Annotated in this window: 10 protein-coding genes; 7 read left to right on the forward strand and 3 right to left on the reverse strand. The window is 52.6% G+C overall.

The features are described from left to right. Positions 1 to 50: 50 nt before the first annotated feature. Complete coding sequence (locus dmul_RS05400) at positions 51 to 257, reverse strand: hypothetical protein (RefSeq protein ID WP_020877057.1); 207 nt, start codon at positions 255 to 257, stop codon at positions 51 to 53. Between the two features lie 282 nt (positions 258 to 539). Beyond that, complete coding sequence (locus tag dmul_RS05405) at positions 540 to 914, reverse strand: desulfoferrodoxin (protein ID WP_020877059.1); 375 nt, start codon at positions 912 to 914, stop codon at positions 540 to 542. A gap of 659 nt (positions 915 to 1,573) precedes the next feature. Here dmul_RS05405 and dmul_RS05410 point away from each other — a divergent pair. The 7 genes from dmul_RS05410 to dmul_RS05440 all read left to right on the forward strand — a co-directional run bounded on the left by dmul_RS05410 (position 1,574) and on the right by dmul_RS05440 (position 11,139). Then, a complete protein-coding gene (locus tag dmul_RS05410; protein ID WP_020877060.1) occupies positions 1,574 to 3,487 on the forward strand; it encodes a DUF294 nucleotidyltransferase-like domain-containing protein in 1,914 nt (637 codons plus the stop codon). A gap of 324 nt (positions 3,488 to 3,811) precedes the next feature. Continuing rightward, a complete protein-coding gene (locus dmul_RS05415) occupies positions 3,812 to 5,443 on the forward strand; it encodes an AMP-binding protein (RefSeq protein ID WP_020877061.1) in 1,632 nt (543 codons plus the stop codon). 89 nt (positions 5,444 to 5,532) lie between these two features. Further along, the gene (locus dmul_RS05420) at positions 5,533 to 6,855 is read left to right on the forward strand and encodes a hypothetical protein (RefSeq protein WP_020877062.1); all 1,323 of its coding nucleotides are present in this window, start codon (positions 5,533 to 5,535) and stop codon (positions 6,853 to 6,855) included. Between the two features lie 92 nt (positions 6,856 to 6,947). After that, entirely contained in the window at positions 6,948 to 7,139 is a 192-nt protein-coding gene (locus dmul_RS05425) for a hypothetical protein (RefSeq protein ID WP_020877063.1), read from the forward strand. A 17-nt stretch (positions 7,140 to 7,156) separates the two neighbouring features. Then, positions 7,157 to 8,767: an acyl--CoA ligase family protein gene (locus tag dmul_RS05430; protein WP_020877064.1), complete on the forward strand. Its 1,611-nt coding sequence runs from the start codon at positions 7,157 to 7,159 to the stop codon at positions 8,765 to 8,767. A 182-nt stretch (positions 8,768 to 8,949) separates the two neighbouring features. After that, positions 8,950 to 10,629 (forward strand): AMP-binding protein, encoded by a 1,680-nt coding sequence (locus dmul_RS05435; RefSeq protein WP_020877065.1) that lies wholly within the window; start codon positions 8,950 to 8,952, stop codon positions 10,627 to 10,629. A gap of 162 nt (positions 10,630 to 10,791) precedes the next feature. Next, entirely contained in the window at positions 10,792 to 11,139 is a 348-nt protein-coding gene (locus tag dmul_RS05440; RefSeq protein ID WP_144016459.1) for a hypothetical protein, read from the forward strand. A 277-nt stretch (positions 11,140 to 11,416) separates the two neighbouring features. Here the strand turns inward: dmul_RS05440 and dmul_RS05445 are convergent, their stop codons facing one another. Next, positions 11,417 to 12,925, reverse strand: a complete 1,509-nt coding sequence (locus dmul_RS05445) for a CDP-alcohol phosphatidyltransferase family protein (protein ID WP_040415832.1) — start codon at positions 12,923 to 12,925, stop codon at positions 11,417 to 11,419. Between the last annotated feature and the right edge of the window lie 337 nt (positions 12,926 to 13,262).

A 13,262-nucleotide genomic window follows, 5' to 3' on the forward strand; every position in this document is an offset into this window, starting at 1 on the left:
AGATTGGGGAATGGTACAGAGTGATGGAACTATGTATGAAGTCCGGCCGGTTATCGGGGAGTGTCCGATTTTGCCGAGCCGTCCAGCGTGCATTGGGTGAAATCGATCGTTTTGCCGCACTTGTCACAGGTGTGGGGACGATCGAATTCATCGGAGAAAATTTCCTTGGTCTCTCCGCATTCAGGACATTTGCAGCTGAAGGACTGAAGGTTCTTGAATTGCTCGAATCCCGGGCAGTGTTGAGGGGTGCTGGTCATGATGTTCTCCTTGGTTGTTCAGGTGATGCATTTAAACCGCCGGCGACCAAACGCCATCTACAACCAAAGGCGATGCCGCCGGCGACTCGAATCACTGGATCCTTTTGTCCACATCCGTCTTGGAACAATCCGGTGTGTAACAGGTATTATCTATAAACGCGCAAGGTTGATGACAACTGGAACATTTTCCGGGAGGCTGTCCGGTTCCGAGCACGCATCCGCAATTCCGACACGTCCGATGGTCATGGCAACCTCCTTTATTGAGCCTCAATTACTCAATGATCAGGCTTTCCATAGGCCGTGAAGGTTGCAGTACTCGCGTGCCGAAACCTGATTCGCGGCAATGTGGAAAACGGCTTCGGGGGCGTCTCCGGGTTTGAGAAATTCACGATATGCCTTACCGTCGGCGATGAGTTCGATCCATTGGATATAATGCTTCTCCTCCATGGGGTGTGCGACGCTTCCCACGGTCACTTTGAAGCCGTTATCAACCTTTTCGATGACCGGCACATGTTTTTCCTTGGCGGCATCCACGGTATTTTCAGTCATCAATTTCATGGGCTTGCCGCAACAGACCAATTCGCCATCACCGCCTTCCAGGACCTCTACAATATTTCCACATGCCTCACATTTGTAGACTTCCAGCCTTTTTGCCATAGTGGTTCTCCTTTCTGTTGATTACGGCAATAGATAGGCATCCCCATCAAGGGATGCACAACTCTCCTCCTCAAGCGCATATCCGGAGGCGGCATTGCGCGCCGATCTCGATCACATCGGCAGAATGTTCCGCCCGCACAGCGCATACCCGCTATTGTTGTTGATGCGCCTGTATATCCAACTCTTCTTACATTTTATTGGTTGACGTTGTAAAGCGCTTTGTTTCATATTAAAGAACTCGACTTTCGACTGTCACAGGCCGTATCCTCCCGGCACCGCTTTCCGGTCACCATCATGAAAGTCGAAAGTTGAATAGAGAAGCTTCATTTATATCATCTCCGCGTAATTTTTCAACGCGTCGGGAGAAACCATGCTAAGGTTCGGTTGTCTATCGCGAGGGCGGATCAGGGATACGCTCCGCAGCATCGCCTGTTATTGCCGAACTCTAAATAGGAACAATTCCTAATTAACAAATATCCAGCTTTGTTTCAAGGATTTTATTCTGTACTGTTTTGACGGTCGGCCTCATAAGACCCTTTTTGAGGTATCTGTAATCGATTTGACGACAGGCTGTCGGGTACGGGAGGCTTCGATCTGAAAACGGTCGTTTTTGATGAACAGTTTTAGCCCCGTGTGGGAAGAGACAGGGTGTGCGGTTAATGAACACGGATGAAATCTACAAGACATTGGTCAAGACAGATCCTTTCGAAATACTGGCACCGGAGGTTTTGGCCGCACTTGCCGAAAAAGTGGAGGTCAAGACTTATGCAGCCAACACTTATGTCTTCAAGACAGGAACGCCAAGCCTGGATGTGCTTTTCATCATCCATTCGGGGCTTGCCGAAACGGTTGTTGTCAATGACAAGGGATCAGAAATGGTGATCGGTCTCCGGCGCCCCTATGATTTTTTCGGCGAAACCGTCGTTCTTTCTCAACAGTGCTATCCAGGGGCCGTTCGGGCCAAAGAGAAACTGGTTTGCTGCCTTGTCCATCGTAAAGACCTCGAAAAATTGATTTACGATCATCCTGAGTTCTGTGGTTTTTTCAACGTCTTGTTGGCGGAGAGAATGCGGTTGCTTTACGAGGTGCTGGTGGAGGAGCACTCCAAAGGAGGGTATTCGGGAATCAGTCAGATGGAGCCCGAGTTTTTCAAGAAGCGGGTCAGCGAGGTGATGGCACATCCCCCCATCACCTGTCGCGTCGACGATCGGGTCACGGCGGTTTCCAATATTATGGCGGACAGGGACATCAGTGCCATTGTCGCTTTGGATCGCGAAAACAGACCGCGCGGGATTCTGACGGAAAAAAATCTTGTCAAGTATCTCATTGCCAAGCAGACTTATCCGGTAGAAACCTGCCGGGTTGACAACATCATGTACAGCAATCTGGTGGAAATCAGCCCTCATGCCTTCATCGGTCAGGCTCTGGTCGCCATGATGCGCAGCAAAACCAAAAACCTCATTGTAATGGAACGGGGAAACCTCGTGGGCGTGGTCACGCTGGTGGATCTTATTAAAACACAGAGCACCGGAACGCTCCTTCTGACGAAGGACATCGAATCTCAGCCGGATGTGAGAGGGCTTGCGATGGTCAGCCGGGAAATCGACAATATTCTGAATGTCATGATCGAGGAAAACGCCTCCGCCGCGGAAATCTTCAACGTGATGTCGGAACTCTATGAGCGCATGACCCGGAGGGTCATCCAACTTTCCGAGGAACGCATGAAATTGAATGGCTGGGGGCCGCCGCCGGTGGAGTATTGCTTTATCAACATGGGGAGCGCCGCAAGGTATGAGCAGGCACTTCCCACCGACCAGGACAATGCCATCGTGTATGCCGATCCGGAAGATGCCGATGCAGGCAACGTTGACGCCTATTTCAAAACGTTTGCCGAGTTCATCGTTGAGGCGTTGGCACAATGCGGCGTTGGAAGATACGGCCTTGAGGTCATGGCAGATAATCCGAAATGGCGACGTTCCCTCGGTCAATGGATGATGCTGATCGATCAATGGATGACGCAGCCCGACCGAGAACTGGATAAAATTATCGGACATCTTTTTGACTTCCGACCGGTATGGGGAAATATGGCATTGGGGGAAGCCCTCAGGGAAAAGCTTTTCCAGGCGATCGAATCGGGGATCGGCAAAAATCGGTTGGGGGAGGGGAATTCCGCCGAGTATCACCTCCCCATCAGTTATCTCGGCACGTTCATTACCGAGAGGGGTGGACCGCACAAAAACGAGATGAACCTCAGGGCGTCGGCCATCCTGCCGATGGTCAACGGCATACGGCGAAAGGCCCTTGCCAACCGAATTATCGAATCGTCAACGTTGGGACGACTTGCCCAATTGGCCGACGCCGACGTGCTTTCGGAAAAGGACGCCAGATTTTTTCAAAGGAGTTTCGAGGACCTGATGATGCTTAATATCCGGGAAAATCTGAAAGAACTCAAACAAGGAAAGCGTCCGGACGATTATATCGATCCTTACAGCTTGAGAAAAAGGGAGCGGGTCGCGCTCAAGGACGCCCTTGCCGGGGTATCGACTCTCCTGGATATGCTTCGGGAGGAATAATGCCGGCAAGGGGGCGATATGATCCTTTGTGGTGGGACTTTCGCCCGTGAAGGCTGCTCTTTAATAGAATGCCATTCAGTTTGTAAAGAAACGGCAAAAAACATATTGACAACCTACGCTGTGAGCGGGTAAAATGGCTTTCAGAATAAGATCGAGCGCTCGTTCAAAAAGAAGTGAGCGTGTTTTTTATGTCTCGATTAAAAGACCGAGCGCTCGCTCATATTTTGGCTTAAAGGGGGTGAAGAGATTATCAAACGATGAGCCTTGGTTTTCGGGGTTGACGGATGGAGTATTTGGAGATGTTCAAGCGACAGGGAGATATGAATGGGCCAGACGCACAACATGGCGGATTATGACGAGGTCTACCGATCCTTCAGGTACAGGGTTCCCGAGCATTACAATTTTGCCGGTGACGTTATCGACAAATGGGCCGAACATCCGAATAGGCTGGCCATGTGGTGGGTGGACGACAATGGTCTCGAAGTCAAAAAAACCTTCCGGGAATTGAGCATCATTTCTAAAAGACTGGCAAACGCCTTAACGGACCAGGGCGTCAAACCGGGCGACGTAGTCATGCTGATTCTTCAAAGAAACATCGAGTGGTGGGAAGCGGTTACGGCGTGCATTCGAATGGGGGCCGTGGTGGCGCCCGGGACCACGCAGCTGACCGCCAAAGATCTCAAGTTCCGCGCTCAGAAAGCCGAGGCTGTCTGTATCATCACAAATCCGGAGGTTGCCGAGAGATTCGACTCGATTGCGGATGAGTGCCCTTCCGTCGTATCCAGGATCGTTATATCCAATACCGTGGAGGGATGGTCGTTTTACGACGATATCGTAGCCCGGGGATCCGATGTGTTTCTCACCGCCGAAACGTCGAGTCGGGACGGCTGTATCCTCTATTTTACCTCGGGAACCACGGGGCTTCCCAAAATGGCGCTTCACACCCACGCATCCTATCCCATCGGCCATTTCACCACGGGGAAATATTGGCTGGATCTTCGCGAGGACGACCTCCACTGGAACATCAGCGACACCGGATGGGCAAAGGCTGCCTGGAGCAGCTATTTTGGCCCATGGATTTGCGGTTCTGCTTTGTTCATTCATCATACCAATCGGTTTGATCCCTTGAAAACCCTGGAATTTCTGTCTCGGTATCCGGTGACGACGCTCTGCGGCGCGCCGACCGTATACCGAATGTTCGTGTTGCAGGATCTGAGTCGTTTCACGTTTCCGAACCTTCGCCATTGTGTCGCCGCCGGCGAACCTTTGAATCCCGAGATCATCGAGGCATGGAAGACGGCCACCGGCTGTACCATACGAGACGGGTACGGCCAGACGGAAACCGTTCTGTTGTGCGGCATGTTTCCCTGCATCGAACCGAGATTCGGGTCCATGGGTAAACCTTCGCCCGGCATCGATCTCGATGTCATAGATGGTGAAGGACATGTCGTACCACCCAATACCGAAGGAGATATCGCCATTCGCGTAGCGCCCCATCGGCCGCTGGGATTGTTCAGAGAGTACTGGAAAGAGTCGGAAAGAACCGCATCGGCCTTCGAGGGTGACTGGTATTTGACGGGAGACCGGGCCTACAAGGATGATGACGGATATTTCTGGTTCGTAGGCAGGTCTGATGATGTCATTTTGACCTCCGGATATCGCATTGGTCCGTTTGAGGTGGAAAGCGCCCTGATTGAGCACCCCGCCGTCGCGGAGTCGGCGGTTGTATCCAGTCCCGACGAAACCCGCGGTGCGGTGGTGAAAGCTTTCGTCATTCTGGCACCCGGATACACCGGAAATGACGTACTGGTAAAGGAGTTGCAGGACCATGTCAAGAAGGTCACCGCACCCTATAAATACCCCCGGAAAATAACGTTTGTCGAATCGCTTCCCAAGACGATCAGCGGCAAGATCCGAAGGGTCGAACTGAGAAGCATGGAGTGGGGAAAGGCGTAATTCAGTAGAGGAGTTTTTCATCAATTTGAGGGGTATGGGTCCGGTTGGGGAGACCGGCGTATCCCCACCTACATCCAAGGGAGGAACGTATGGCACAAGCAGATGTTGTTCAACCTGGAAGTTCAATCAAAACCGAAGCAAAACAAGCGGCCGCCCACGGGGAACTGACCGCCCGCTGGGGGCAGCCCCTCACCGGCATCATTTCCCTGGCTTCGTTTACGGCTATCGCCTGGGTTCTCTGGTACATCTTCAGCGATCCCCGGGGACCGGTGGGTTTATTCCCGTATCCGTTTGTCATGTATCTGGCCATGATGATCCTGGTAGGCCTCTACCAGCATATGTTTCTCGGCGACTGGCCCTTTGAGAAGCTGCCTCAACCCACCCGGGGAATCGTCCAGACGATCCTGAACCTCATCATCGTATGGTTCATGATTCATGTCGTTTTCTACCGGGTCCTGGGGCTCGGGTTCAATTTTCTAAGTCAGAGCAACCTCGAGACACTCGCGGCTGCGGGACAGACCGGCGCTTTGGATCTGGCCGCCATGCAGGCCAACCACTTTGCAGAGAGCGCCGTTGTTTGTTTCGTGTTGATCGGTTTCTACAGTTACCCCTTTGTCACCATCCTGTTCGGCAAATGGCCCATTCGGCCCAGCGACCTTCCCCAGCCCCAGGCCGGTCTGGCGGAAATCGCATGGTGCTCCATGTGGACTATGTTCTTTTATGCGGTCTTGATCGTGCCTTTCTGGGGTCAGGTCTTCGGTGTAGCGTTTGGAAGTTCTTACGGCCTGAATACGCCCTGGTGGGGTGGTATATCCGGGATCACCCATGTCCATTGGGTCTTCGGCTGGTGGGAATGGATGATCATCATCCTGTTCATGACGCCCAATGTCTGGCGTATGAAGCCCTGGAGCCTCATCAGCCTGCCGCAACCATGGAAAGGTTTGATTTCATTTGTAATCAATGTTTGTTTAGCGTACCTCATCGCCCTGTTCTGTGTCAAGATCGCCCCGTTGTGGCTGCCCCATGACGTTATCCATCACCTGCAAGAGGCGAAACCCGAGAATGCCGAACTGCTTCGGTTCCTTTGGTATCACGCCGCGGAAATCGCCGGATTTACCCTGATCCCGTTTCTGGCGTGGCATCATTATTTTGACGACATGGTTCCCATGGCGGACAAGGATTCCTGGGCGGCCTTCTGGTTCAGGACCGTGGGCGTTCTGGTATTCTGCGCCATCGGCTACATCATTTTCTATTATATCGGCTGGGGAGATTGGGCTCTCGGGAATCCTCACTGGGATCACAAATTCGTTCACGGCGAGTCCCTCATCTGGAACTTCTGGTGGATCATTCCCCTGCTCTGGAACGAATGGTTCTTCCATAAGTGGCCGTTTTATACCCATGAAGGTCATTGATTGAAGGCATAATTCAGCGCCGGCGGGGACGTTACCGCCGGCGGTTTTTCTGAGAAGTTTGATCCAACGGCAATGAACGAAGGAGGAATGAGATGACACTGGAAGAGATCAAGCAAGCGGTGCTGAAGTTGAGTCCGGCAGACCAGAAGCGGTTGATTCTTGAGGTCGTTCCCGAGATTTGGGGCGAGGCCTGTAAAGATGAAGCGTGTGTGCTCAAAATTCGCAGTCTGGTGGACGAGGATACGGTCAAAAAATATCGCCAGCAGCACATGAATGGCATCTAGGGGAGAGGAAAATCCGCATGTCCGACAAAAGCGTCTATTATGATATCCTGACACCTGTTCATTTCATCAGCCGGTCTGCCGCTGTGTATGATGATAAAATCGCCGTCATTTATGGGGACAAAAGTTATTCCTACACGGAGTTCTATCAACGCGTGAACCGTTTGGCCAGCGCGCTTAAGAAGATCGGCATCGGTAAAGGGGACAAGGTGGCGTTCATCTGCCCCAACACCCCACCCATGCTGGAAGCCCATTATGCCGTTCCCATGATCGGCGCGGCCCTGGTCAGTATCAACATCCGCCTGTCTGCAGGAGAGATCGCTTATATCATCGATCACTCGGACGCCAAGGCCGTGTTTGCGGACAATGAATTCGCCGAACTCGTTGCGCCTGTTACCGGTGAACTGCCCAAGGTCAAGACCTATGTCAATATCTGCGATATCAGCCGGGATCGACCCCTGGACGGCATGGAATACGAGGAATTTCTGAACACCGGATCCCCCGACCCCATCGTGCCGGATATCGATGACGAATATCAGGTGAGCACCATCAATTATACCTCCGGCACCACGGGTCGGCCTAAAGGGGTGATGTACCACCATCGGGGGGCTTATCTCAACGCTCTGGGCGAACAACTGGAGTTCGGGACCAACAGCCGATCGATCTATCTCTGGACCCTTCCCATGTTTCATTGCAACGGCTGGTGCTTCACCTGGGGGATTACCGCCATGGGCGCTACCCACCTGTGCCTTCGTAAGGTGGTACCGGAAGAGATCTATCGACTGATCCGGGAAAAAGGGGTGACGCACCTCTGCGCTGCGCCGACGATTCTGATCGGCATGTCCACCTATGCCACTCAGCACAATATAAAATTGGATCATCGCCTTGAGATCATGACGGCCGGAGCGCCCCCGGCACCGACGGTTATCCAGAACATGGAGGACATCGGCGCCAATATTACCCAGACGTATGGACTGACCGAAGTTTTCGGCCCCCACAGCGTATGCCAGTGGCAGGCAAAATGGGATGACCTCCCCCTTGAAGAGAGAGCGCAGATCAAGGCTCGGCAGGGCGTTCCCTATATTGTCGCCATGTACATGGATGTCGTGGATCCCATTACCATGCAGCCGGTCCCCAGGGACGGACAGACCATCGGCGAGATCGTCATGCGGGGCAACAACGTGATGCTCGGATATTACAAGGACCCGGAGGCGACTGCGGAAGCCTTCAAGGGCGGGTGGTTCCACAGCGGCGACCTGGCTGTCATGCATCCGAACAATTACGCCCAGATCATGGACCGGAAAAAGGACATTATCATCAGCGGCGGCGAGAATATCTCGACGGTGGAGGTGGAAAACATCATTTACAAGCATCCCGATGTCATGGAGGTGGCCGTCATTCCCATCCCCGATGAAAAATGGGGCGAGGTTCCCAAGGCATTCGTCGTTCCGAAGCCCGGCAGCAATCCTTCCGCTGAAGACATCATCAGTTTCTGCAAAGAGAACCTTGCGCGGTTCAAAGCCCCGAAATCCGTGGAATTTGGAGAACTTCCCAAAACCGCCACCGGCAAAATTCAGAAATTCAAGCTGAGGGACAAGGAGTGGGCAGGACGAAAGCGGAAGGTGAACTGATTTTGCTTTCGTGGTCACGTTTGAATAATACGAGGGATGAAATGGACGTGAAGTTTGCCGTATCTCCGGGAATTCGCGTCCGATTTTATATTTAACGGAACGAAAACGGATCGTTGTCCTTCGCATCGAAAAAAGCAACGACAATATCCTGCTCGGACCCACGAAATTGAGGGAGAAGTGTTATGCAGCTACCACAGTTTGAAGTCGGTAAAACCACCATCGGTCAATTGGTCGATCTGGTTGCGGACCAGTTTGGCGACAGCAAGGCATTGATGTATCACGACTACGGGATCGACTATACCTATCGGGATTTTCAAAAGGTCTGTAACGATGTTGCAAAAGGGTTCATGGCCCTCGGGGTAGAAAAGGGAGAGCACATCGCCATATGGGCCAACAACGTTCCGGAATGGGTGCTGTCCCAGTTCGGTACCGGAAAAATGGGCGCTGTCCTGGTCACCGTCAACACCAGCTATCGCAGTTTTGAGCTGGAGTATCTGATGAAACAGTCCGATGCTACGACGCTTGTGCTGATCAGCGGGCTTCGGGAGCCTGACGAGTACCTCAAGGTTGTCTACGATGTCTGTCCCGAGCTGAAGGATTGCGAGCCCGGGAAGCTCGAAAGCGCCAGACTCCCGAAGTTGAAAAATGTGGTCCTCCTGTCCAAGGAGCGCCAGCCGGGAATGTTTATCTGGGACGACGTTATTGAAATGGGGCGTTCCATTTCCGATGCCGAGCTCAAAGCGCGGCAGGATTCGATGGATCCTCATGACGTGATCAATATGCAGTATACCTCGGGGACCACCGGATATCCCAAAGGCGTTATGTTGACCCACACCAACTTGATCGGCAACGCAAAGAGCATGGCTGAGTGCATGGCGTTGTCATCGAAAGACAACCTTTGTATAACGGTTCCTTTTTTCCATTGTTTCGGCTGCGTTATCGGTACATTGTGTTCCGTTGTTTCGGCCACCTGCATGTCGCCGGTGCCGTCATTTTCAGCCAAGGCGGTGTTGGAGGTTGTCGAGCGCAACAAATGTACGGCGCTTCACGGTGTTCCGACCATGTTTATCGCAGAACTCGAGGAGATGGAAAAGCGATCCTACGATACCTCTTCATTGAGGACCGGTGTCATGGCGGGGTCGCCATGCCCCATCGAGGTGATGAAAAAGGTTGTGGACGTCATGGGGGCCAAGGAAATGACCATTGTTTACGGGCAAACCGAGGCTTCCCCCGGGATCACGCAGACGCGTCGCGAGGATTCGCTGGAACTCCGGGTGAGCACCGTCGGGCGGGCCCTGCCCAATGTCGAGGTCAAAATCGTCGATCCGGCCACGGGAGAGACGGTGGCGCCGGGTGTTCCGGGCGAGCTGTGCTCGCGAGGATATCATGTCATGAAGGGGTACTACAAGAACCCCGAGGCCACAGCCGAGGCCGTCGATGCCGATGGGTGGCTGCACACGGGAGACCTGGCGATCATGGATGCCAACGGATATTGCAAGATCACGGGACGCATCAAGGATATGATCATACGCGGCGGTGAAAACATCTATCCCAGGGAGATCGAGGAGTTCCTCTACACCCATCCCAAGGTCCTGGATGTTCAGGTTGTGGGCGTTCCGAGCACCAAATACGGGGAAGAGGTGGCCGCTTTCATCAAACTCAAAGAGGGGTATACGGCAGATGAAAATGAGATGCGGGCCTTTTGTAAAGACAAGATCGCCTTTCACAAGATTCCGGCATTCTTCCTTTTTGTGACGGAGTATCCCACCACCGCCAGCGGCAAGATTCAGAAATACAAGCTGAGAGAAGAGGCGACCAAGGCTCTGGGACGTGAGGAGGCTGCCAAGATCGAAACGGCTTAACTTTTTCGACATGACCGACGGCGCGGCCTGACGCCGTCCTGAAAGCACCTGCTTTTTGTTGCGCGGGTGCTTTTTTTTTTATATCGGATCTGGTAAGTAGTGCCTGTATTCCGCCGCACGCCGCCAGGGTCGGGCGGCCGCCATGACCTCTATAAAGGAGAGATGATGACACCGTTTGAGTTGGTCAACACTATTAACAAGGAAATTTCGACTTACACACCGAAACTGTCGGCGGCCGTCAACAAGGCCTTGCTCTATTACGGAGACGGCAGTGCGTTGGTCGGCGTCGGTCATGGAAAAAACGAAAACGACGAGATCTCTATCAATGAACATGAATCCATCATCGTCAAGCCCGATGAATCGCCGTTGGTCATGCTGAAGATTATGCAGGCGGCGGACCTGATGGAATCCCATTCAGCCTGGAAACTCATCGTGGACGCCAAACCCGCCGATAGGAACGGTCGAATGGAATTGAGATATACCCTCATTCGCAACAAGAGTCTTTTCTGATATCCGCAACTTTCGACTTTCATAGGCCGTATCCTCCCGGCACAGCTATCCGGTCACCATCATGAAAGCCGAAAGTTAAGGCTGAAGGTTAGAGAAATGGACCCGTAACAAACGGGATTGCCTATCCCCCTTCAGCCTTCAGCCTTCGACGTTCAGCCTCTATCCAGTCGCCATCATGAAAGTCGAAAGTTGAATGATATCGTTGTGCCGAGGCTTGCCTTCCATGTATTCGCGATTGAAAATAAAAAGCATCGGCCGTGAACGGCGGCGGACGCAATCATCGGGTCTGTATGTCCGAATGATTTTCTTTGGCGGCAACCTCGGGATCGATGCGCCAGGTGACAAGCGGTGACAATAGATACAGGAAAAGATAGCAAACGGCCATGTGTCCCAGGTACGGGGTGAAAACAAACGTCAACAACAGCAGCATGCTCCCACGGGCAAACCAGGGCCGTCGGCTCATGAAACGGCCCAGGTGAAGATAGCGGATCGGATAGATATTCATGATAACGCCGTTCAGGACCATGAGGACGGCGCAGAATACGGCCCAGAATCGGACCCAGTCCGTCGATCCCTGCGCTGCTGCCTGGCTAAGCATGATGAGAGGCGCCGTCACAAAGAGAGCGGCCGCCGGCGTGGGCATTCCCTTGAAAAATCCTGGAATCGGGGATTTATCAAGGGTGAAGTAGATGAGCCGGATGATCCCCATGAGCGCGTAAAAAATGGCGATAGGACCAGCGGCAAGCTTTTGAACGAAAGGATCTTCGATGCCGGAGAACGCGATGTAAAACATCCATGCGGGGACGATGCAGAAACTGACCCCGTCCGCCAGGTCGTCCATGATGCTTCCCAGGTTGATTTTGGGCTTGGATTTGTTTTCGGCTTTCGGCAGCGGCGTCGTAAGTCCAAGTCGCCGTGCCATCGCGCCGTCGAGTTTATCAAAGATGGCAGCGCCGATCAATAGCAGGTAAGCCTCTCGAAACCGCCCCTGATTCGCGAAAAATACCCCCAGGAGTCCCATCATTGCATTCATCACCGTAAGTGCGTTGGGCAAAAGCGATAGAATCTGCCGGCGCAGGACGTCGTCATCCAGACAGAGGTCGTCCAGACAATAACTGCCGTATTTCCGACAGTAGGCCGCAATGGACCCAAAGGTAATGATAAGAAACAGAATTTCGATGAAAAAGAGTCCGCGAACCGGCAGACTCCCCAACCATGAGATCCAGGCATACAAGCGGGACGCGGCCGAGCCCAAAGGAACCTCGGGGACATAAAAGGCATGGGCGTAAAGCAGCGCACTGACGGGTGCCGCTACAATGGTCCTGAGGCGCGTGAACTCGCTGGGTTCCGGTTCCTGCCCCTGGCGGATGGCAAAATTCCGCATGAAACTGGCAAAATTATCTCGTATTAAAACGGCAATGCACATGAACAATACGAAGATGGCGTGGAGAAGTTCGATGCGATTGAAATCCGATGAAAAGTTGACCAGTCGCCACATCATGCCCACTGCGATCAACGGGAATATGATTGAGTAGACGATTTTGTCCATGATGCGGTCGGCAAGTTGCGCCAATGTCGGGTGGGGTTGAAAGCGAGCGGCGAACCAGCCGTCCACCAGATCAAAGGTCATGGAAATGAAAAGCAGGGTGACACCCAGCGTGTATAGGGCGGGGCTGCGGTTCCATATGACGCCGACGGCACAGAGCATGCCTCCGAAAACGAGAAGGGGACGACTGTAGATCAAAATGGTCGTGGCTTTTTTGGATATCAATAACTTGCGCGACATAAGATTCTTTCTTCGGTCTTCAATCCGATTGAAGTTGATCCTCACACGGTTCCCCGATGTTCAGTACTTCCCATCTCCTGAAAAATAAGAGAAAATTCCTGGAAGAGGTTCGCATAGAATTCCTAGATAACATAAATGATAACTATACTCAACTTTCGACTTTCATGATGGTGATCGGATAGCGGGGCGCGGGCCGTATCCTCCCTATACCGGCCTATGAAAGTCAAAAATAAAAAATTGCAAAAAAAAAGCGCTTGACATGTCAAGAAACTGGAAAGTTGCCGTTGTGAAATTCCATGGATGTGGGTTTTATTTTTCTTCTCGATGATTATTATTA

Origin of the sequence: Desulfococcus multivorans (assembly GCF_001854245.1) — a bacterium.
GTDB lineage: Bacteria > Desulfobacterota > Desulfobacteria > Desulfobacterales > Desulfococcaceae > Desulfococcus > Desulfococcus multivorans.